Consider the following 19,558-nt stretch of genomic DNA (forward strand, 5'->3'; position numbering starts at 1 on the left):
TTGGCCGCGAAAGGGTGCTAATGTTCACGGTTTCGCGGCCGTGCGGTACCGTTCGGCGTCGATCACCTGCCTGCTGTCGAACATGTGGGCAAGCCGCTCACCCTGTTGTTCCAGCGCAATCCCGTCGATGTGGCGCCGATCCATCATCACCGCCTCGCCCGTGAATTTCAGATACGGGGCCGGCCCCACGCCGCACAGGACGGCAAAGCCCGATCGGACGAGAAAGGCGTACTTGTCGCTGTTCGTCTCCACGCGGCTGCCGTACGGGTAGACGTAAACCGGCGTGGGACCGGTCAGCGGCTCCACTTCCCGTTTCCAGCGCAGCGTGTCCTCCACCAGACTGTTGTAGCTGATCCGCTGCGCGTCGCGGTGCCCGTATCCGTGGGAGGCAAACGACCAGCCGGTTTCCTTCAGCCGCGCGATCACCTTGAGCGCCTCCCGCTTTTCGCTCTCGTAATGCGGCGAGGCTGCGTCCTGGGTGCGGTAGCCGAGCACACCCTCGTAGCCCGTCAGCGCGATCATCCCTTTTGCGCCGCGAAACGAAAAATCGGGATGCGCGCGGACAAACGCGTCCAGAATCGGGACAATCTCGTTGTCATAAGCGATCGACTCGCTTCCCTCCGGGGTGCGCGAATAGGCGGCCACGTTGCCGTCGCCATCCAGCACCAGTTTGTGCACGTTGCCGTTTTTCCGCATGTAGTCGTAGTAGTTCATGTCGTCGATCGAGATGATCAGCGGCTTTTTGTTCTTCGGCAGCCTCAGCTCTTTTTTCACCGGGTGGCGCCGTCCGTTCTCCACGCGTTCCTCGTACAGGTCGCGGATGTCGATCAGGATGTACTGGTTTCGGTACAGCGACTCCACGATCCGCTCAAACTCTGGCACGGTGACAAACCAGTCGCGGTAGCCTTTGTCCATCGCATCCCCGTCGAAGGCCAACGTCGGGTAGGCGATCAGCGGATGAAAAAAGATGTGTTCGACCGGCCCGCGGTAGACGGCCAGTTCCTGCGTGTCCGCCACGGCCGAACCGGGCCGATCCGATGCCGGTCCGGTCTCACCGGGCTGTCGGGATTCCGCGCCCGGCTGGTCGGTGGTCGGCGATCCCGCATGCGGCTGATCCGCATGCGGCCCACCCTCGTCCGGCTTCCTCGCCCCCGTTTCCGTTGGATGGGCATCGGGCTGTTTTGCGTCCGGCTGTCTTTCCTGGCTGTCCCCCGCCTGCGGCGTCTGGCCGCCCGGGCTGACGTTCGCTGCGGGCAGGGGGCTGTCGTCCCGGCCCTGCAGGTTTAGGCCGGCACATCCCGGAAGCAGCAGGGCCGGTACGAGGGCGCAGGCAAGCAGTGTTTGTCTTCCCTTTGACATGTGGGATTCCTCTCCATTCATCCAAATCATACCTGCTATGTAGACGAATGGTGGAAGTTTTTGTTTCCTTTTGGAAAAAGAAAAAACCCCCCTCGTCCGACGAAGGGGGCACCTCGAAACATCCGTTATTTCGCTGCTTTGGCCGCCGCGATTGCCGCCTCGTAGTTCGGGTGTTCACCCACGGCCGGCACGTATTCGGCGTATACCACCTTGTCGTTGGAATCGACGACGAAAACGGCGCGGGAGAGCAGACGCAGCTCCTTGATCACGACGCCGTATGCGAGACCAAACGACAGGTCGCGGTGGTCGGACAGGGTTTGCACCTTGTCGATGCCGGCAGCGCCGCACCAGCGGGCTTGAGCGAACGGCAGGTCGACGGAGATGGTCAGGACGGTCACGCCGTCCAGTTTGGCCGCTTCCTCGTTAAAACGGCGGGTTTGCGCATCGCACACGCCCGTGTCCAGGGACGGCACGACGGAGATGATGCGCACGGTGCCTTTGGAGTCGTCCAGGGTAACCGGCGTCAGGTTGTTGGCCAGCACGGTAAAGTTGGGAGCGGTGTCGCCCACTTTGATTTCCGGCCCCAGCAGGGTGACCGGGTTGCCTTTGAACGTGACCACGCCTTGGCGTTCTACAGTTGCAGTCATGAAATTTTCCTCCTCACCAGAGAATCATATGTACCTACTCATCATACCCTATTTTTCTACCTTTTTCACTATGCCAACAGTAGAATTTTACACCTGGAAGCGGACGTGTTCCTCCGTGCGCTGTTCCACTTTGTCAATGCGTTTCACTTCGTGTTCGTACTCCCAGTTGCTCCTGCGGTTCAGCTCGTGGCAGCGCATCAGCGCGTGATAGAGGGCAAAGTCGAAGCTCACCCGTTTCAGTTCGTACTGCGTGCTCATCGACTGGGGAAGGATCGTGTTGACGATCTCGATCCGGTAGGCGGCCTTTTCCCGCGAGCGGCGGGTCGGCGCGATGTAGCCCATCTGTTTCAGCACAAACCCGTAGTCAAACTCTCCGTTGTCGTCAAAGTCGACCGTCTCGTCCGAGGTGGCCAATAGCTGCAAACACTCGCTTGCGTCCATCCGCTCAAAGCTGGCGGGCTTGGGCAGGGCGAGAACGGAACCGTCGCCGTTGACGAAGTAGATGTGGTCGCGGTAGTGAAACATCAGTTCGTCCTCCGGCATGTCGTCGGCAAACATCCAGTTCGCCGCCGGAATCAACAGCCGCCAGATGTCGGCGGGCGCGGCATGCAGCAATTCCATGGCAGGGCTCCCTCCTTTTCCCTACCATTCTGGGCAAAAAGGCCCGCCCCTATTCTCCCCGGCGGCGCATGAAGGCCCGCCAATCGCCGTCGTCCAGGAAAATGCCTGTCCGTTTCGCATACGCTTCGTCCACGTAGCGATACACGTAGACGCGCCGTTCTTCTCCCGTTGCCGCCAGCCGCGCCGTCACGATTTCGCGTTCGTATTCGTTGCGCGGATCGCCCGGTCCGACATACGTCTCCAGTTCGTCCAGTCCGCGCAGCGCTTCGTCGTACACCTCCGGCGAAAAAAGGAGCACGTCTCCCTTGACCGTTCCCTCCCCTTTTCTCAGCAGGCCGGGATAGCCGGTGGGCAAATGGTAGAGCCGCCCTTTCACTTCCGCCGGCAGGGCGTGATGGGGATACGGCTTGACGTACAGCTCCCAATTGCGGAAACCCTCCAGGAGCGAGCCGTAGACGAAAACGGGCAAACGGTTTGGATTCATCTGGTTTCCCCTCCCATTTTGGAATATGTTCCAGTGAAACATCGTCTGCCATTCGGGAAACTTCCACTCTCTGATAATGGTAAAAAAAACTGATGTTTCCGCACCCGCAATTTTGTATATTTACACTATATATAATTTTCACTTACGATTGCGAGAGAAGAAGGGGGAGAGCACCATGCACAAGCGCAAGATCAACCGGCTGCTGGTCGCCAACCGCGGGGAAATCGCCATCCGCATCTTCCGCGCCGCCACCGAGCTGGGGATTCGCACCATCGCCATCTACTCGGAGCAGGACAACGTCTCCATTCACCGCTTCAAGGCGGACGAGTCCTATCTGGTAGGCGCGGGCAAAGGGCCGATCGAAGCCTATCTGGACATCGACAGCATCATTGAAATCGCCAAGCGCAACGACGTCGACGCCATCCACCCGGGCTACGGTTTTCTCGCCGAAAACGCCGAATTTGCCCGCCGCTGCGAGCAGGAAGGGATCATTTTCATCGGTCCGTCGCCCGACCTGATCGAGGCGTTCGGCGACAAGGTGGAAGCGCGCCGGATGGCGATCGACGCGGGCATTCCGGTGATTCCGGGGACGGCGGAACCGATCGAGACGCTGCAGGACGCGATGCTGTTTGCCAAAGAGCACGGCTACCCGATCATCATCAAGGGGGTGTCGGGCGGCGGCGGTCGGGGCATGCGCATCGTGCGCAGCCAGGACGAGCTGCAGGAAGCGCTGGATCGGGCCCGTTCCGAAGCCCGGTCGTCGTTTGGCAACGCCAAGGTCTACCTGGAGCGCTATCTGGAACAGCCGAAACACATCGAGGTGCAGATCCTCGGCGATTCGCACGGCAACATCGTCCACCTGTACGAACGGGACTGCTCGGTGCAGCGCCGCCACCAGAAAGTGGTGGAAGTGGCCCCCAGCCTGGCGCTGGACGACGAACTGCGCGAGGCCATCTGCCAGTCCGCGCTGAAGCTGATGAAACAGGCGGGCTACAGCAACGCCGGCACCGTCGAGTTCCTGCTGACGCCGGATCGTCGGTTTTACTTTATCGAAGTGAATCCCCGCATTCAAGTGGAGCACACGATTACCGAACTGATCACCGGCATTGACATCGTGCAGGCGCAGATTCGCATCGCCGAAGGGCACGCGCTGTCCGATCCGGAAATCGGCATCCCGTCCCAGGAGGCGGTGCAGATGAGCGGCTACGCCATCCAGTGCCGCGTCACCACGGAAGACCCGGAAAACAACTTCCTGCCCGATGCGGGACGGCTGCTGGCCTGGCGCTCCGGCGGCGGCTTCGGCGTGCGGCTGGACGGCGGCAACGGCTACCCCGGCGCGATCATTACGCCCTACTACGACTCGCTGCTGGTGAAAATCTCCACCTACGCGACCAGCTTTGACCAGGCCGCCCGCAAAATGCTGCGCACGCTGCGCGAATTCCGCATCCGCGGGGTAAAAACCAACCTGCCGTTTTTGGAGAACGTCGTCACCCATCCCGATTTCCTGAGCGGCCAATACGACACCTCGTTCATCGACACCAAACCGGAGCTGTTCATCTTCCCGGGCCGCCAAGACCGCGGCACCAAGCTGCTCTCCTACATCGGCAACACGATCGTCAACGGCTACCCGGGCCTGCCGAAGCAGGAGAAAAAACCGCACTTTGACACGCCGCGCATTCCCCGGACCTCGTTTGCCCAGCCGTACCCGGACGGCACCAAACAGATTCTGGACCGCGAAGGCGTGGACGGGCTGATTCGCTGGATCCGCGAACAGAATCGGGTGCTGATTACCGACACCACCTTCCGCGACGCCCACCAGTCGCTGTTTGCCACCCGCGTCCGCACCTACGATCTGGCGGCGGTGGCGGAAGCGACCGGCAAGCTGGGCGCCGGCCTGTTCTCGCTGGAAATGTGGGGCGGCGCCACGTTTGACACGGCGATGCGCTTTTTGCGGGAATCCCCCTGGGAGCGGCTGCAGATCCTGCGCCAGCGCATCCCCAACATCCTGTTCCAGATGCTGCTGCGCGGAGCCAACGCCGTCGGCTACACCAACTACCCGGACAACGTCATCCAGGCGTTCGTCAAGGCCTCGGCGGAAAACGGCATCGACGTCTTCCGCATCTTTGACAGCCTCAACTGGCTGCCGGGCATGCAGACGGCCATCGACGCGGTGCGCCAGAGCGGCAAAGTGGCGGAAGCGGCCATCTGCTACACTGGCGACATCCTGGACCCAAGCAAGACCAAGTACACCCTGCGCTATTACGTCGACCTGGCCAAGCAGTTGGAAAAGGCGGGGGCGCACATCCTGGCGATCAAGGACATGGCCGGCCTGCTGAAGCCGTACGCCGCCTACGAACTGGTCCGCGCACTGAAACAGGAGATCGGCATCCCGATCCACCTGCACACACACGACACGTCCGGCAACGGCGTGGCGATGCTGCTGAAGGCGATCGAAGCGGGCGTAGACATCGTCGACGCCTGCGTCAGCTCCATGTCGGGGCTCACTTCCCAGCCCAGCCTCAACGCGCTGATCGCCGCCCTCGCCCACACGGAGCGGGACACGGGCCTCTCCCTCGACTCGTTCAACAAGCTGTCCGACTACTGGGAGGACGTCCGGCCGCTGTACCAGGGCTTCGAGAGCGGCATGAAGGCGAGCAATACGGAAGTGTATGTGCACGAAATGCCGGGCGGCCAGTACACCAATCTGGAGCAGCAGGCCAAGGCGGTCGGCCTCGAGGGACGGTGGGACGAGGTCAAACAGATGTACGCCACGGTGAACCGGATGTTCGGCGACATCGTCAAGGTCACCCCCTCCTCCAAAGTGGTGGGTGACATGGCGCTGTTCATGGTGCAAAACGGCCTGACCGAAGAAAACATCTGGGAAAAGGGGCAGCGGCTCGACTTTCCCGACTCCGTCATCCAGTTCTTCCAGGGCTACCTCGGACAGCCGCCGGGCGGATTCCCGAAAAAGCTGCAGGAACTGGTGCTGAAAGGGCGGGACGCCTTCACGGCCCGGCCGGGCGAACTGCTCCCCTCTGTCGATTTTGCCAAGGTGGCGGCCGAACTGGAGGAAAAAATCGGCCGGGAGCCGAGCGAGCTGGACGTGCTGGCGTACATCATGTATCCGCAGGTCTTCCTGCAGTACGACCAGAGCGTCAAAGAGTACGGCGACCTGTCCGTCCTGGACACCGCCACCTTCTTCTACGGGCTGCGTCCGGGCGAAGAGACGGCGATCACGATCGAGCGCGGCAAGACCTTGATCATCAAGCTGGTGGCGGTCGGCGATCTGCATCCGGACGGGCGGCGCATTATCTACTTTGAGCTGAACGGACAGCCGCGGGAAATCTTCATCCGCGATCAGTCCGCCCAGGTGACGGAACAGACCCGCCGCAAGGCCGACCCGCAAAACCCCGCCCACCTCGGCGCCTCCATGCCGGGCAAGGTGCTGAAGGTGCTGGTGGCGGAAGGGGACAAGGTGCGCAAGGGCGAACATTTGCTGGTGAGCGAAGCGATGAAGATGGAGACGACCATTCAGGCGCCGCTTGACGGCAAGGTAAAAGCGGTCTACGTCAAGGCGGGCGACGCCATTGAGACGGGCGATCTGCTCGTGGAAATGGAATAATGCGGCAGATCGTTTTATAATGGAGGAGAAACAATCCGACGGTGAAGGGAGGAGATCGTCATGAGACCGGCTTCGATCAGCCTGGTGCCGTACCGGTACAGGGTGGACAGCTACCGCGCCCACATGGCCCAGGCCAAGCTGAGCGCCCCCGTCGAGCCCATTCGCGGCTACAGTCTGCACCCGTTTTACGCCAAACAGCGGCAGTGGACGGCGGAGGTGGCGGATGTCTTGTCCCGCCTCTACCGGTACACGACGGAACTGGAACGGGCGGCGCGGCAGTTTGCGCCATCCCGCCGGGGGAGTCTCGGGAACGCGGCGGCGGACGGCGCCGCCCCCGACGTGGAAGTGCTGCTCCGCCGGACGCGTCAACTGGCGGAACGGTACAATCGGCTGCAGCGATTTTGGCGGGAGCGTCCCGACTCGTTCGCTCCCGGTCTGGACGATACCTTCTCCCGCATTACCCGGGCCGCACAGAGCGTGCTGCCCGCGTACGGCATCCGGCTGCAGCAGGACGGCAGCCTGGATGTGGACGACGCCGCCTTCCGCCAGGGTGTCGCCCAGGATTTCTCCGGCTTTGAACAAGCGATGCAGGACCTGTCGCAGTCGTTCCGGCAGGTGGCGGATCGCCTGCAGGCCGCGCCCCCGGGGGTCTTTTCCCGCCGCGGTGCGCCGTCAAAGGGGGTCAATCCGTACGAATCGTCCCTGCTGCCGAACCTGTTTTTCCGGCACGCGGCCAGCACCGGCCTGTTCCTTAATCAATTGTGGTGATCAAATAATGGCAGGTCGGAATCGCGGCATGAATCCGACTCCCGCCTGCAACAAACAACAGGTATGCCTTCCAATCGCGGCATACCTGTTGTTTGTTTGCATGTGGTGGTTCCGCCTAGCTGCGCTCGATCAGTTCTTCCAGATCGTGTTCGTCCGCGCTGGTGACAAACGTGGTGGACGTCACGGACGCCTGCTCTTTTTTGCCCACCATGCTCTGCAGTTTGTCCACAACCTGCGGAATGGAGTCCAAAATCCGATCGTACAGATGGGTCGTATTTTCCAGCGGAATCGAGCGAATCCCCTGCTTGCCCACGACCAGAAACGCTACCGGCGTGATCGACACCCCGCCGCCGCTTCCCCCGCCGAACGGATGGCCGATGACTCCGGCGTGATCCTTTTCGTACTGGAATTCGCTGCCTCCCGCCGCGAAACCGAACCCAACCTTGGAGATCGGCAGAATCACGCTGCCGTCCGGCGTCTCCACCGGATCGCCGATGATGGTATTCACATCGACCATTTGTTTTATGTTTTCCATTGCTGTTCTCATCAAACCCTGAATGGGATGGTCTGCCATGCCGTTTCCTCCTTGTCGAGATGAAATCCCCGTCTGAGCGAGTCTTTTCCGCATTTGCTAGCATGCCCAAAAGAAGAACGGGGCATGTACCGGGGGCTGATTTCATCCGCTTGGGGGAACAGGCTCCGTCCGCTTCCGGACGTCCATTTTATGCATCTTCAAGCCTCGGACGGCGCCGTTTTCCACTCTCGTCGGCGCCCTATTTGCCATCGGAGCAAAAGCCGCACGCCGGCCAGCATCGCGTGTCCCAGCCAAACATGCAGGATGCAGCGAAACTGCGTCCGGATCACTTCCTGGTTCCAGACCGGCTGCACGCTGAGGCGAGGCATGCTGCGCAGCGAGACAGCGCCGGAAAAGACGCTCACCAGCATGCTTTTGACACCCCAGACGAGCCCCAGCAGCGTGCCTGTTTCCGCCGCTCCTCCCGTTCCCAACACGGTGTGCCACTCCAGGCGGGAACAGCGGATCTTCCGGAAAAAGGCCCGGGCCACCGGCTGCAGGTCGTGCACCCGTTTCAGCAGGTCCTGGTACTTTTTCATCCACTGCTTCACCTGCTTGAAGTTGACGTCCTGAATCGAATCGTCCATCTCCGACCGCTTGTGCACCTTTTCCACCTTTGCTTTCAATTCCGGGCCCTGCCGCGTCGGCTTCAGCAGCAGGACCGGCAGTTCGTACTTTCGCCTGAACAGACGAAACCAGGCGGAGACTTCCACCACGAGATGGTCGTTTTCCCCGACCCGACCGTACTCGATCGCGATCCGTACCGGCGTCACGGCCGCCAACGCCAACAGGGCAAGGATGCCCACTACCAGCCAGCCCATCAAAAAAATCCCACCCTTTCCCCGTTAGTATGAATGGAAAGAGTGGGAATTATGTTCCATGTATTGTATGTCAATCCAGAATGTAGACGCGCACGTCCTTTTGCAGTCCGTGGTTGGCCGCTTCCCGCAGGGTCGGCAGGAACAAATCCACGTGACGCTGTTTGACCGCCCCTCCGATGTCGGCCGCCACCGCATAGCCGTACCCGTCAATGTACAGGTGGCTGCCCAGCGGAATGACGTTGGGGTCGACCGCCACGACTCCCTTGCGCAGCGGGTAGCCCAGATAGGAGAACACATCGTCGGTCGGGTAGCTGTACGCCGTCGTCTGCACCGTCAGCATCCTGACGTACGGCGTACCGATCTTGGCCAGCCTCTGCTGCGCCGCGTTCGCCTTGTCCGGCAGCAGGTGGAGGGCCGCATACGTGGCCGCTTCCGCTCGGGTCATCGGCTTGTTCGGCTGCAGGGTGCCGTCTGGATAGGCACCGACCAGACCGTTCTGCAGCGCGTACACAAACGGCCGCTGGAACACTTCCTCCACCGCTTCCCCGTCCGGATAGCGCTGAAGCGTCTTGACGGAAGCGGTCCAGCCGAGCTGGTTCACCTTTCCGCTGTCTCCGGTCGCCCGCGTCAGGATGGAGACCAGTTCTTCCCGCTGCACGGGTTTGTCGGGATGCAGGTACACCCGTCCGCCTGCCTTCCGGCCGTGGATGATCCCCAGTCGGTATGCGGTTTCGGCGTAGGGGGCCAGCCAACTGTCACGCGGCACGTCTGCAAACGGCGAGGCATCGTCCACCACTGGCTTAATCCCTTTTGCCTTGAGAAACATTGCGATCAATTCGCCGCGGGTGACCGGCTCGTCCGGACGGAAGCTGTCCGCCCGTTCAACGCCCCCCGCTATGTACAGGTTTTCGATTTCGTTTTCAGCCCAATGTCCGCCAATGTCAACAAACGGTGTGGTTGCAGGTGTTGTCTCCGCCTCTGCCGCCGGCGCGCCCATCCCGAAGATGGCTGCCAGAGAGGCCAGGATCAGCATCTTTCTCATCATCAACCTCCTGAAACAAACATGCTGGTTTTCTCTCGTTTCATTCTATCGAAATATTGTCAGAAAACAACCTACAATGTTTGCCAGCGATTTCCCGCTTTCCCACCAAAGAGGAAACCCCTTTCCCGCGAACAGGAAAGGGGTTACTCGACAATGCCCAAATAGACCAAATCCTCAAATCGGATCTGCCCTGTCACGGGAAGACCTTCTCCTTTCTGGAACCGAAAGACGGCCCGTTCCGTCGGCTGGTCAAAACGGCCGTGAACCTTGCCCTCGTAGTAACCGGCGGCCTTCAGGCGATTTTGCACCAGTTTGACCAGCGCTCCGCGGCTCCCCGGAACCAAAATGCGGTAGGTCAGCCGCTCGTGCCCCATGATCGGTCCGTCGATGATGACCGGCGTCCCGATGCGGACATGCGGATAGAGCTTTTCGATGTCTTGGTTTCGCATCCGAAAGCAGCCGTGGCTGACATAACGTCCGATATGCTCCGGCCTGTTGGTGCCGTGTATGCCGTACGTGCCCCACTCCACATCAATGCCCAGCCATCTGGACCCAAATCCTCCGCCCCAGTTCTTCGATTTCTGAATGACGGAATAGACCCCGATCGGCGAAGGCGTATCGACGGCGCCGGGAGCGATCGGGAAAGACGCCAGCACTTCTCCCGTTGACGTTCGAAGGTAGAGCCGCTTCTTCCACAGATTCACGTACAGATGGACAGACGCTTCCTCTTCCGGCTGCTTGGCCGAAACCGTCGAGACGGGGGCGTACAGTGCAAACAACAGGGTGAGAACCGTGAGAATTGGTCGCATGACAACTCCATCGCTCCGTTAGGTGTATTATCGTGCGAAAATGTGTTGACCGATCTGTTTGATCTGCGGGCGGGACCAGATCCAGCGGGACGTCGCCGCAGCCGGGTTGAAGTAGTACAGGGCACCGCCCGACGGGTCCCAGCCGCGAACCGCGTCGTACGCTGCGCGATACGCCGTTTGATCCGGAGCGAGCCAGAACTGGCCGTCGTCAACCGCGGTAAAGGCGTACGGTTCAAAGATGATGCCCTTTACCGTATGAGGGAATTGGGGCGACTGCAAACGGTTCATCACGACAGCGGCCACAGCCACCTGCCCGACATACGGTTCACCGCGCGCTTCCGCGTGCACCAGTCGGGCCAGCAGTACCATTTCCTCGCGGTTGACCGATACTTGTTTCAACATCCGCCAGGTCTGCCGGCCGGCGATCCCGTCGACGGCCAACCCGTAGTTGCGCTGAAACTGCATGACGGCTTGTCTGGTGTGCGGTCCGAATATTCCATCCAGCGGCTGCTGGTAGTACCCGAGCACCTGCAGCCGGTACTGCAGGTCCCAAACGTCTCCGCCCTGGCTCCCCTGTTTCAGCAAGGGGGCCGCCGAAGCAGGCGCAGCCGTCAAAAGCAGCGCGACAAGCAGTGTCAACAGCAGGGTGGTTCCCGTTTTTCGCTTGAACACTGATCATCCCTCCTCAAGCCACCATTCTAGCTTTTGGATGAATGCGGTTCAATTCAAGGTTTCTGGCACCTCTGGAAAACAGTTCTGTCCCGCTACCCTTTGGGACGGAAGACCAAAGCCGCGAAAAAGCCGAACACGATCGCGGCGGAGATGCCGGCGCTGGTCACCTCGAAAATGCCGGTGATGACGCCCACCAATCCATGTCTTTCCGCCTCGGCCATCGCCCCGTGCACCAGCGCGTTGCCAAAACTGGTAATGGGGACGGTGGCCCCGGCACCGGCAAACCTGATCAGCGGATCGTACAGGCCGACGCCGTCCAGCACGGCGCCGGCCACCACCAGCGAGGACATGGTGTGGGCTGGCGTCAGCTTCACGACATCGAGCAAAAATTGGCCGATGAGACAAATGGTCCCTCCCACCAAGAACGCCCAGAGAAACGTCATCTTATCCCTCCTCGTTCGGCTCCGCCTCGATGGCCACGGCGTGGGCGATGCACGGAATGCTCTCCCCCTGCTGGTAGGAAATGGGGGAAAGCAGCGCCCCCGTCGCCACCACCAGCATCCGTTTCCACGCGCCCGCCCTCATCCGGTTGAGCAGATGGCCGTACGTGACGGTGGCGACACACCCGCATCCGCTGCCGCCCGACCAGACGGTGGGATTGTCGCCGTAGATCATCCGGCCGCAGTCCTGGTAGCGATCCAGCGGAATGTGGAGGTTGTGCTTGGGCAGCAGTTCCGACAGAATCGAATGGCCCACTTTTCCCAGGTCTCCGGTCACTACCAGGTCGTAATGATCATGCGGCAGCCCCAGGTCGCGAAAATGGGCTTCCAGCGTGGCCAGGGCGGCCGGCGCCATGGCGGCTCCCATGTTGAACGGATCGGACAAGCCCATGTCCACCACCCGCCCAATCGTGGCGGCGACGACCTGCGGGCCTTTTCCCTGGCGGGCGACGACCGCCGCTCCCGCCCCTGTGACCGTCCATTGGGCCGTGGGCGGTTTCTGCGAACCGTACTCGGTCGGGTAGCGGTACTGCTTTTCCGCCGATCCGTTGTGGCTGGCGGTTGCCGCCAGCACGTAATCGGCGGACTGGCTGTCCACCAGCAGGGCACCCAGCGCCAGACTTTCCATCGCGGTGGAGCAGGCGCCGAACAGTCCCAGGTAGGGAATCCCCAGCGTCCGGGCGGAAAAGCTGGCGGTGATGAGCTGGTTCGTCAGATCGCCGGCCAGCAGGAAATGGATGTCGTCCTTTCGCAGCGTGGCTTTTTCCACCGCCTTGTCGCAGGCCTCCTCCAGCAAAAGCTTCTCGGCCTTTTCCCAACTGTCCTGGCCCATCATCAAATCGCCGTGCAGCGTGTCAAAATCGTCGGCCAGCGGCCCCTTGGCTTCAAACGGGCCGCCGATCGCCGCCGAACCGACGATCACCGGCCTGGAAGGAAAGACCCACGACTGATGACCCTGTCTCATGCTCTACCCTCCCATTCTGATCAGCGTTTTAATCAACCCGATGACAAACGCGGACGTCACGCCGAACACGATGACCGATCCGGCCAGTCTGAACATGTTGCCGCCCACTCCGAGCACAAACCCTTCGCTGCGATGTTCGATCGCCGCCGACGCGATGGAGTTGGCGAAGCCGGTGACCGGCACGCTGGTTCCGGCCCCCGCCCACTGGGCGATGCGATCGTACACCCCGAGCCCCGTCAACAGGGCGGAGAGAAAAATCAGCACGGCCACGGTGGGGTTGCCTGCCGTCTTTTCGGTAAAGTGAAAGTAATGGATGAAACCTTCTTGAATCGCCTGCCCCAGCAGACAGATCAGGCCGCCGACGAGAAACGCCCGGACGAAGTTTTTCAGCAAGGGGCGCGTCGGCTCGTGCCGTTTGGCCAACTGCTGATACTGCTGCTGGGTGGGCGTCAGCTTTTTCCTTTTCTGGTCCGCCATTCCAGTTCCCTCCTTTCCTTATTGGGTCAACAGCGGCTTCATCCGGTCGATCACGCGCTGCAGATGCTCCGCGTCCTTTTCGTAAACCTGCTTGGTCTGCTTGTTTTTCGTCGACAAGGCGAACATCTCCAGATCCGCCTGGCACTTCTTCAAGAGCGCGTAGGTCAGCTTCAATTCTTGAGAGGGAGCCACCTTGATCTTGTCGTCGTACAAATCCAGGTAGAGCTGCCCGGCCCGGTCCACCTGGCCGAGAAACACGTTCTCCAGAGCCACGCCCGCTTTTTGCAGTTCCATGCGCACCCAGTTGCGGTTCAGTCCCAGATTGGCCAGCGATTCGTCCATGATGTTGCCGTCCATGATCACCGCCTGCGGTTCTTCCGCCTGTGCGACGGGCAGGTCCAGATCCTGCGGGGTGACGGGCCGATGCTGTGATTTGAGCAGCACGCTTACCTCGCCGCTCGTCTCCATCAGCGCAAATTCCACGTCCGCCACGCGGAACACGTTTTTCATCCGCAGGTGTTCCATCAGGTCTTCCGTCGTCAGCCGCTCTTTTTTCAGGTTGTCTTCCAAAATCTTGCCGTCCTTGATCAGGATGGTCGCCTGTCCTTCCACCACGTTGCGGATTGCCTTGCTTTTCAGCGAAAGCCACTCCGCCAACACCGGAGAGAGGGCAAAGATCGTCATGGCGATGAGGCTGTGATACATCGGGCCATCCATGTCGGTCGCCATGAATGCCGCAATGGAGCCGATCGTAATGCCCACGATGTATTCGATGTATGTAAGCTGTCTGATCTGCCGTTTGCCGATCAGCTTCGTCAAAATGAACAGGTACACCAGTGCCACTACGGAGCGGATGACGATGTTGATCCACTCAGGCATTGTGCTCACCTCCCGGCTTGGCGTGGGAGAGGAGAGAGCGAGTCCCTCTCCCCGTCCTGCGAATGAACCAGTTTAAAATCCTTTGTATTGAGGCTCTTCATTCTCCAGTTCCGTTACCCGCTGCTCCAGATTGGTGACGATCGACTGCGTCTGCTGGGCCGCTTGGGTGTACAATTGTTTGGCCTGTTGATTTTGCGTGCTGAGCGCGAACTGCTCCAGGTTGGCCTGCGCCCCTTTCAGGCTGGCCAGCGTTTGTTTGACTTGCGATGCGACGGTCATTTGTTTTCACCTCCTAGCACCTATAGATTCAACAATGGGAAGCAAAATATTCTTCCCCGAACGATCCGGTTTTTGCTATTTTTTTACAGACAACAAATCAAAAAGGAAAGACACCCGGTCAGGTGCCTTTCCACATCCAACCTATTCGGTTATGCACGGCCAGCGAGCTGTTGTTCAGCGAAGGACACCAGACGCTTGGTGATCTCTCCTCCGACGGAACCGTTTTGACGGGAAGTGGTGTCTGCGCCCAGCTGTACACCAAACTCGGCAGCGATTTCATACTTCAGTTGGTCCAGAGCTTGGTTGGCTTGCGGCACCAGCAGGTTGTTGCTGGATCGGTTGTTGTTCGGCATCTGTATTCACCTCCTCGTTGTTTGTAGCTTTAATATGTGTGATGACCGATTGCTTCATTCATTGTCACAGCGGGATTTCACTGGCAATTTATAGCGTTATAGCGTGAGCAGATAGTCCGCGATGCGCCGGGCCGCATCGGGTTGGCGAAGAGCATCCATGCGGCGAACCATCTCCTCCCGCTCTTCCGGTCGGCGCCGCCAGCGAACGATCATGGCGGCGATCTCCTCGGGCTTTTCCGCCCACACGGCGGCCTGCTGCCCGAGCAAAAACGACAGGTTGTGGCGCTCCTGCCCCGGCAGCGGCCGATACAGGATCAGCGGCGTCCGGAGCGCCAGCGCTTCCGCACAACTGATGCCGCCCGGCTTGGTGACATAGGCGTCGGCAGCGCCGATCCACTCCCAGATGGACGGCTCGTACCCTTTCACCACGAGGCGGTGAAGCGGATGGGGCCGTTCGGCGACCAGCGACAGCCGCTGCCTGATCGGCTCGTTTTTTCCCGCGATCACCACGATGTGCAGCGGTTCCGTCACGTCCAACAAGGACCGGACCACTTCCTCCATGCCGCCGTGGCCGCCCTCTCCCCCACTCACCAGCACGGTAAACCGGTCGGGCGACAATCCCGTCCGCTCTTTCCAGGACGCTTTCTCTTCCCGCGCCGCCGCGGCAAACGCCGGACGCACCGGAATGCCGTACACGCGAATCTTTTCCCGTGCCACGCCGTGACGCCGCTCCAGAAGCTCCGCCAGCCGCTCGTGCGCCACGACGTAGGCGTCAATCTCGGGATGCACCCAAAACCGGTTGACGTGGAAGTCGGTCGGAATGCTGACCAACCGGAACCGCTTGCCGGCTTTTTGCTTGGCGTGCGCCAGGGCGGACAAGCAGTAGGCGTGAGTGGCGGCGACGACGTCCGGCTGTTCCCGCTCCAGCAGTTCGCGGAGCAGACGGCTCGCCAGAAAGGCCCCCATCGGCTTGGCCAGGGCGGTTCCCCACATCTGTTCGCTGTCGTACAGGCGCTGCCAGAGCATCGGACTATAGCGCAGCATTTGCCCATAAAAAAAACGGGACAGCTCCCGCAGTGCCGGGCTGGCCGCCTGCAATCCGCCCTCCACGCGTGCGTACACGCCGGGGCAGCGTTCCACCGCCGCCTCGCGCAGCGCTTCCGCCGCCATCCGGTGTCCGCTGCCGGCCCACTCCTCGGTGACAACCAACAGGCGCTTCCCGTTCACTGCCGATCACCTGCCGGTTCCGGCTGCCGGGGCAGATAACGGCGAAGCAGCTCCTCTTTGGACATGTACACCCGCTTCAGCGGCATCTCGTGGTCCCATCGCTCGATGCGCCGCTTTCCGTCGGGATGGATCAGGCGCACCATCAGTCTGAGATACCAGCGCTTGTAGCGAAAAAACCAGGTCATCGGCACGTCGGAGATGGAAAACCCGAGCGGTTTGACTCCCTTGTGAAGCATCGTGGTGCCGACGACGCCCTTGATGCGGTCCCGCTCCTCATGCCCGTCCAGATACGCCGCCAACTGCGGCAGGGAGCGCATGATGTGGTGACGGAGCAGCAAAGCCACCCGCAGGTCGTCCTTTACGCCCTTGCATAGAGTGGCAAAATAGTAATTGTGGATATGCAGTTTCAAGATCAGATCCCCGTGGCAAATGACGCGTTGATCGGTTGTGACGAGCGGCTCTCCCCGGTAGCGCAAAAGAACGATGCGAAAAATGTTGTTGCCTTTGTCAATGTATCTGAGCCGGGTGCATCGTTGGTAGATCGTGTCCCAAACGCCCCACAACATCAAGATGCCCGTATTCATCTGCGATCGGATCCTTTCTCCGTCTGGGTTTCTTCTTAGGTAGTATGCCCCGATCCCTCTCGCGAAAACACCGGGAAATCCGCCTTGCCCGCCCGCCGGCTCCTCACGTTTTCCCGAAGCGGCCCAGCGCCATCACCGCCGCCGCCACCAAAAGCGGCAGCCAGGCGTGGTTCAGGAGAAGCGGGTTGAGTACTTTCCAGACGTACGGATCCTCCAGACACATGTCCGCCGCCGTGTAGGCCAGAACGCCTCCGCCGGCGATCACCAAGCCGTGGAAGCGGTTCATCAGCCGCGAAATCCAGGCGCTCCCCCACATCAAAAGGGGAATGCTCATGCCCAGCCCCAGGATCACCAGCGCGATATCCCCATGCGCGGCTCCGCCCACCGCCAGCACATTGTCCAAGCTCATGACAAAATCGGCCAACAGGATCGTCTTGACAGCCTGGCCGACATTGCCGCCGTACTTGACCTCGATCGTCTCCTCCTGGCCGCCGAGGATCAGCTTGCAGGCAATCCACAGGAGCAGAAGACCCCCCACCGCCTTGACCAGCGGAATGTCCAGCATCCAGGTGGTCATGCCGGTCAACGCGACGCGCAGCACGATGGCCCCGAGCGTTCCGTAGAGGACGGCCCGCCGGCGTTCCCGCTCCGGCAGTCTCCGGCAGGCCATGCCGATGACGACGGCGTTATCGCTGCTGAGCACGACGTCTATCAGAAAAATGTGCACGAATCCCAGCCAAAATTGCCCGTCCATCTCCGCCTCCCCTGCCCGTCTGAAGTTTGTCCTTCTTACTCTATGCGCCCGTTTGCGGACTGATGAGCGCTTTTCTTTCCGAAAAAAGGCGAGAAAACACGGTTTTTGTAGAAAAATACTTCCATAAAAAAACATTTTAATGCGAAAATTAGGATAAACATACCTTGTTTTTCTGGGCGTCCTTCCGTACGATTAAAGTTGGGGTGGGAAAAGCTATGGCGGAAACTGTGTCTCTAAACCTTCACGATGTTTCACAGAAAATTCTTGATATGGCGCCTACGATCACGACGCTGTGGCTGCAGGAAATCGTGATCAGCATGGAAACCCCGTTGACGATTCCCCGCAATTTTGCCGAGAAGCGGACGGTGCTCTTGGCTCGCTATCTGGTGGAAGATGTCGACGGTGACATGCAGGCCTGGTCGCTGGACATGGGCGAATGGCTGCGCTCCCAGGAGTTCCCGTTTTCATCCATCTTGCGTACCTATCAGTTGTACCGGAACGTATTCTGGCGGGTCCTCCGTCCGGAGCTGCAGCGGTGGTCGTTGTCGCCGGAAGAGATGCTGTACCTGGAAACACAGTTGGGAAAAGCCATGGACGAGAGCGTCTTCTGGGCCGTGTACCACTTCGAGCAAATGATCAATCAGGAGCTCGTCCAAAAGGAAGAAACCATCTCCTATTTGCACAACGACAAATTGACCATGCTGGGCAAAATCGCCGCCAACATGGCTCATGAACTGCGCAACCCTTTGTGTGCGATCGAGGGCTTCTTGAAGCTGATCGCCGAATCGACCCAGGGGCAGGACAAGCTGCAGTCCTACATCCAGGTGGTCATGCACGAATTTGAAAACCTGCACCGGCAGATTACCGGCTTCCTCAGCTTTTCAAAAAAGCCGATTCTGGACGAGGTTTACAAGACGGTCGAAATCGGACAAGTCCTCTACGACGTGGAGCTGCTGATTACTCCGCGGCTGGTCGGGGAAAACATTCGCTTTGAAAAGCACATTGAGCCATGCACCCTGCACTGCTACGAAGAAGGACTCAAGCAGGTGCTGGTCAATCTGCTCAACAACGCCATCGATGCCGTCCAAACCCGCCCGAACAAGTCGATCCGCGTCATCTCGCACTGCGAGGGCGGATGGCTGCGGTTGATTGTGGAAAACAACGGGGAAATGATCCCGGCGGAGATCGTGGAAAACCTGTTTCAGCCGTTTTTTACCACCAAGCAGAACGGCACGGGGATCGGTCTGTCCATCTGCAAAAACATCATTGAAAAGCACAACGGCACCATCTCCTGCGAATCCACGGAGGAGTCCACCCGCTTTATCGTGAGGCTGCCGTTTTCTTGAGACCGTCTTCCAGCGTTCGGCTGAACGGCCATCACCGAAAAAAAAACCTCCTGCTCGGTGCAGGAGGCGAGGCAAGAGATCCGTTACCTATCGGGTAAGCGATCTTAGCCTTACTCTACACGAAAACATATGTTTCTACCACCCTCAACCTTCTGACACTTTTCGACAATTTCAGCCAGACGGCATGCAGGAGCGGCTCCCCCTCTGCTCGAGGGAGTGCCGCTCCTGCTGTTGGCAGCCGAGCGCTCTCGAACACATACAAAAGCAGACGGACTGCACGTGTCCGTCTGCTTCTTTATCGCGTATGGAGCGGGTGATGGGAATCGAACCCACGCGACCAGCTTGGAAGGCTGGGGTTCTACCATTGAACTACACCCGCACGGCATGTGTTGGTGCCGAGGACCGGACTTGAACCGGTACGGGAGAAACTCCCGACAGATTTTAAGTCTGTTGCGTCTGCCTATTCCGCCACCCCGGCGCTGTTTTGGGCCTCCCCGAAAAACGTCCGCATACTCCTTGGGAGCATCCGTCCCTTTTTTGGAAAAAACATGGTCGGGAAGACAGGATTCGAACCTGCGACCCCTTGGTCCCAAGCCAAGTACTCTACCAAGCTGAGCTACTTCCCGTTCTGACCTTCAGATGTGGGAGGGGGAAGTGAGAATCACGTTCTCACGCCTAACCTCTCACCTCTGCAAATATGGCGTGCCCTGAGAGATTCGAACTCCCGACCTTTTGATTCGTAGTCAAACGCTCTATCCGGCTGAGCTAAGGGCACA

At 59.9% G+C, this 19,558-nt stretch carries 21 protein-coding genes and 4 tRNA genes; 3 read left to right on the forward strand and 22 right to left on the reverse strand.

The features are described from left to right. Positions 1-24: 24 nt before the first annotated feature. The 4 genes from FOI68_RS17885 to FOI68_RS17900 form a co-directional block, all read right to left on the reverse strand. The gene (locus tag FOI68_RS17885; RefSeq protein WP_143863931.1) at positions 25-1,359 is read right to left on the reverse strand and encodes a polysaccharide deacetylase family protein; all 1,335 of its coding nucleotides are present in this window, start codon (positions 1,357-1,359) and stop codon (positions 25-27) included. A gap of 125 nt (positions 1,360-1,484) precedes the next feature. Further along, positions 1,485-2,006, reverse strand: a complete 522-nt coding sequence (gene tpx / locus FOI68_RS17890) for a thiol peroxidase (RefSeq protein ID WP_029099773.1) — start codon at positions 2,004-2,006, stop codon at positions 1,485-1,487. Positions 2,007-2,093: 87 nt separating this feature from the next. Beyond that, positions 2,094-2,627 (reverse strand): hypothetical protein, encoded by a 534-nt coding sequence (locus tag FOI68_RS17895; protein ID WP_029099772.1) that lies wholly within the window; start codon positions 2,625-2,627, stop codon positions 2,094-2,096. Positions 2,628-2,676: 49 nt separating this feature from the next. After that, positions 2,677-3,111: a gamma-glutamylcyclotransferase family protein gene (locus tag FOI68_RS17900; protein ID WP_143863932.1), complete on the reverse strand. Its 435-nt coding sequence runs from the start codon at positions 3,109-3,111 to the stop codon at positions 2,677-2,679. A gap of 175 nt (positions 3,112-3,286) precedes the next feature. Between FOI68_RS17900 and FOI68_RS17905 the strand changes: the two genes are divergently transcribed. Continuing rightward, positions 3,287-6,733, forward strand: coding sequence for a pyruvate carboxylase (locus FOI68_RS17905; RefSeq protein WP_143863933.1), 3,447 nt, complete (start codon positions 3,287-3,289; stop codon positions 6,731-6,733). Positions 6,734-6,793: 60 nt separating this feature from the next. Then, complete coding sequence (locus tag FOI68_RS17910; RefSeq protein ID WP_143863934.1) at positions 6,794-7,501, forward strand: hypothetical protein; 708 nt, start codon at positions 6,794-6,796, stop codon at positions 7,499-7,501. Between the two features lie 115 nt (positions 7,502-7,616). Here the strand turns inward: FOI68_RS17910 and ytfJ are convergent, their stop codons facing one another. The 14 genes from ytfJ to FOI68_RS17980 all read right to left on the reverse strand — a co-directional run bounded on the left by ytfJ (position 7,617) and on the right by FOI68_RS17980 (position 17,436). Further along, entirely contained in the window at positions 7,617-8,075 is a 459-nt protein-coding gene (ytfJ, locus tag FOI68_RS17915) for a GerW family sporulation protein (protein ID WP_029099768.1), read from the reverse strand. Positions 8,076-8,233: 158 nt separating this feature from the next. After that, positions 8,234-8,896 (reverse strand): DUF2953 domain-containing protein, encoded by a 663-nt coding sequence (locus FOI68_RS17920; protein ID WP_044898690.1) that lies wholly within the window; start codon positions 8,894-8,896, stop codon positions 8,234-8,236. A 70-nt stretch (positions 8,897-8,966) separates the two neighbouring features. Next, positions 8,967-9,938, reverse strand: a complete 972-nt coding sequence (locus FOI68_RS17925; protein WP_143863935.1) for an S-layer homology domain-containing protein — start codon at positions 9,936-9,938, stop codon at positions 8,967-8,969. A 143-nt stretch (positions 9,939-10,081) separates the two neighbouring features. Continuing rightward, positions 10,082-10,747: a L,D-transpeptidase family protein gene (locus tag FOI68_RS17930; protein WP_143863936.1), complete on the reverse strand. Its 666-nt coding sequence runs from the start codon at positions 10,745-10,747 to the stop codon at positions 10,082-10,084. Between the two features lie 27 nt (positions 10,748-10,774). Beyond that, positions 10,775-11,419 carry a spore cortex-lytic enzyme gene (gene sleB, locus FOI68_RS17935; protein WP_143863937.1) on the reverse strand — a complete coding sequence of 215 codons (645 nt, stop codon included), beginning with the start codon at positions 11,417-11,419 and terminating at the stop codon, positions 10,775-10,777. A 92-nt stretch (positions 11,420-11,511) separates the two neighbouring features. Next, a complete protein-coding gene (spoVAE, locus tag FOI68_RS17940) occupies positions 11,512-11,862 on the reverse strand; it encodes a stage V sporulation protein AE (RefSeq protein ID WP_029099763.1) in 351 nt (116 codons plus the stop codon). Position 11,863: 1 nt separating this feature from the next. Further along, the gene (gene spoVAD / locus FOI68_RS17945) at positions 11,864-12,883 is read right to left on the reverse strand and encodes a stage V sporulation protein AD (RefSeq protein WP_035295546.1); all 1,020 of its coding nucleotides are present in this window, start codon (positions 12,881-12,883) and stop codon (positions 11,864-11,866) included. Between the two features lie 3 nt (positions 12,884-12,886). Beyond that, on the reverse strand, positions 12,887-13,360 hold the full coding sequence (gene spoVAC, locus FOI68_RS17950; protein ID WP_143863938.1) for a stage V sporulation protein AC: 474 nt from the start codon (positions 13,358-13,360) through the stop codon (positions 12,887-12,889). 18 nt (positions 13,361-13,378) lie between these two features. Next, on the reverse strand, positions 13,379-14,239 hold the full coding sequence (locus FOI68_RS17955; protein WP_044898686.1) for a DUF421 domain-containing protein: 861 nt from the start codon (positions 14,237-14,239) through the stop codon (positions 13,379-13,381). A 72-nt stretch (positions 14,240-14,311) separates the two neighbouring features. Further along, positions 14,312-14,518, reverse strand: coding sequence for a DUF1657 domain-containing protein (locus FOI68_RS17960; protein WP_029099759.1), 207 nt, complete (start codon positions 14,516-14,518; stop codon positions 14,312-14,314). Between the two features lie 149 nt (positions 14,519-14,667). Then, complete coding sequence (locus tag FOI68_RS17965) at positions 14,668-14,871, reverse strand: alpha/beta-type small acid-soluble spore protein (protein WP_029099758.1); 204 nt, start codon at positions 14,869-14,871, stop codon at positions 14,668-14,670. 96 nt (positions 14,872-14,967) lie between these two features. Continuing rightward, on the reverse strand, positions 14,968-16,098 hold the full coding sequence (locus FOI68_RS17970; RefSeq protein ID WP_255433671.1) for an MGDG synthase family glycosyltransferase: 1,131 nt from the start codon (positions 16,096-16,098) through the stop codon (positions 14,968-14,970). Further along, positions 16,095-16,682 (reverse strand): YkoP family protein, encoded by a 588-nt coding sequence (locus FOI68_RS17975; RefSeq protein WP_143863939.1) that lies wholly within the window; start codon positions 16,680-16,682, stop codon positions 16,095-16,097. Before FOI68_RS17975 ends, FOI68_RS17970 begins: the two co-directional genes overlap by 4 nt. A 103-nt stretch (positions 16,683-16,785) precedes the next feature. After that, positions 16,786-17,436, reverse strand: a complete 651-nt coding sequence (locus FOI68_RS17980; RefSeq protein WP_044898684.1) for a TerC family protein — start codon at positions 17,434-17,436, stop codon at positions 16,786-16,788. Between the two features lie 215 nt (positions 17,437-17,651). Between FOI68_RS17980 and FOI68_RS17985 the strand changes: the two genes are divergently transcribed. Beyond that, positions 17,652-18,782: a sensor histidine kinase gene (locus FOI68_RS17985; RefSeq protein ID WP_143863940.1), complete on the forward strand. Its 1,131-nt coding sequence runs from the start codon at positions 17,652-17,654 to the stop codon at positions 18,780-18,782. 305 nt (positions 18,783-19,087) lie between these two features. Here FOI68_RS17985 and FOI68_RS17990 read toward each other — a convergent pair. The 4 genes from FOI68_RS17990 to FOI68_RS18005 all read right to left on the reverse strand — a co-directional run bounded on the left by FOI68_RS17990 (position 19,088) and on the right by FOI68_RS18005 (position 19,557). Further along, a tRNA-Gly gene (locus FOI68_RS17990) sits at positions 19,088-19,161 on the reverse strand. An 11-nt stretch (positions 19,162-19,172) separates the two neighbouring features. Continuing rightward, positions 19,173-19,260 (reverse strand) — tRNA-Leu (locus FOI68_RS17995). Between the two features lie 71 nt (positions 19,261-19,331). Next, positions 19,332-19,408: transfer RNA gene (locus FOI68_RS18000), tRNA-Pro, on the reverse strand. A 72-nt stretch (positions 19,409-19,480) separates the two neighbouring features. Then, a tRNA-Arg gene (locus FOI68_RS18005) sits at positions 19,481-19,557 on the reverse strand. Between the last annotated feature and the right edge of the window lies 1 nt (position 19,558).

Origin of the sequence: Brevibacillus sp. LEMMJ03 (assembly GCF_007197875.1) — a bacterium.
GTDB classification, from domain to species: Bacteria; Bacillota; Bacilli; order Brevibacillales; family Brevibacillaceae; genus Brevibacillus; species Brevibacillus thermoruber.

What these genes read in the sequence shown, in the direction of transcription:
- FOI68_RS17930 (WP_143863936.1), bottom strand. Translation starts at nt 10,747, where the DNA reads ATGCGACCAATTCTCACGGTTCTCACCCTGTTGTTTGCACTGTACGCC.
- FOI68_RS17905 (WP_143863933.1), top strand. Translation starts at nt 3,287, where the DNA reads ATGCACAAGCGCAAGATCAACCGGCTGCTGGTCGCCAACCGCGGGGAA.
- tpx (WP_029099773.1), bottom strand. Translation starts at nt 2,006, where the DNA reads ATGACTGCAACTGTAGAACGCCAAGGCGTGGTCACGTTCAAAGGCAAC.
- spoVAC (WP_143863938.1), bottom strand. Translation starts at nt 13,360, where the DNA reads ATGGCGGACCAGAAAAGGAAAAAGCTGACGCCCACCCAGCAGCAGTAT.
- FOI68_RS17885 (WP_143863931.1), bottom strand. Translation starts at nt 1,359, where the DNA reads ATGTCAAAGGGAAGACAAACACTGCTTGCCTGCGCCCTCGTACCGGCC.
- FOI68_RS17955 (WP_044898686.1), bottom strand. Translation starts at nt 14,239, where the DNA reads ATGCCTGAGTGGATCAACATCGTCATCCGCTCCGTAGTGGCACTGGTG.
- FOI68_RS17980 (WP_044898684.1), bottom strand. Translation starts at nt 17,436, where the DNA reads ATGGACGGGCAATTTTGGCTGGGATTCGTGCACATTTTTCTGATAGAC.
- FOI68_RS17965 (WP_029099758.1), bottom strand. Translation starts at nt 14,871, where the DNA reads ATGCCGAACAACAACCGATCCAGCAACAACCTGCTGGTGCCGCAAGCC.
- FOI68_RS17985 (WP_143863940.1), top strand. Translation starts at nt 17,652, where the DNA reads ATGGCGGAAACTGTGTCTCTAAACCTTCACGATGTTTCACAGAAAATT.
- spoVAE (WP_029099763.1), bottom strand. Translation starts at nt 11,862, where the DNA reads ATGACGTTTCTCTGGGCGTTCTTGGTGGGAGGGACCATTTGTCTCATC.
- FOI68_RS17910 (WP_143863934.1), top strand. Translation starts at nt 6,794, where the DNA reads ATGAGACCGGCTTCGATCAGCCTGGTGCCGTACCGGTACAGGGTGGAC.
- FOI68_RS17975 (WP_143863939.1), bottom strand. Translation starts at nt 16,682, where the DNA reads ATGAATACGGGCATCTTGATGTTGTGGGGCGTTTGGGACACGATCTAC.
- FOI68_RS17895 (WP_029099772.1), bottom strand. Translation starts at nt 2,627, where the DNA reads ATGGAATTGCTGCATGCCGCGCCCGCCGACATCTGGCGGCTGTTGATT.
- FOI68_RS17925 (WP_143863935.1), bottom strand. Translation starts at nt 9,938, where the DNA reads ATGAGAAAGATGCTGATCCTGGCCTCTCTGGCAGCCATCTTCGGGATG.
- FOI68_RS17920 (WP_044898690.1), bottom strand. Translation starts at nt 8,896, where the DNA reads ATGGGCTGGCTGGTAGTGGGCATCCTTGCCCTGTTGGCGTTGGCGGCC.
- spoVAD (WP_035295546.1), bottom strand. Translation starts at nt 12,883, where the DNA reads ATGAGACAGGGTCATCAGTCGTGGGTCTTTCCTTCCAGGCCGGTGATC.
- ytfJ (WP_029099768.1), bottom strand. Translation starts at nt 8,075, where the DNA reads ATGGCAGACCATCCCATTCAGGGTTTGATGAGAACAGCAATGGAAAAC.
- FOI68_RS17900 (WP_143863932.1), bottom strand. Translation starts at nt 3,111, where the DNA reads ATGAATCCAAACCGTTTGCCCGTTTTCGTCTACGGCTCGCTCCTGGAG.
- FOI68_RS17960 (WP_029099759.1), bottom strand. Translation starts at nt 14,518, where the DNA reads ATGACCGTCGCATCGCAAGTCAAACAAACGCTGGCCAGCCTGAAAGGG.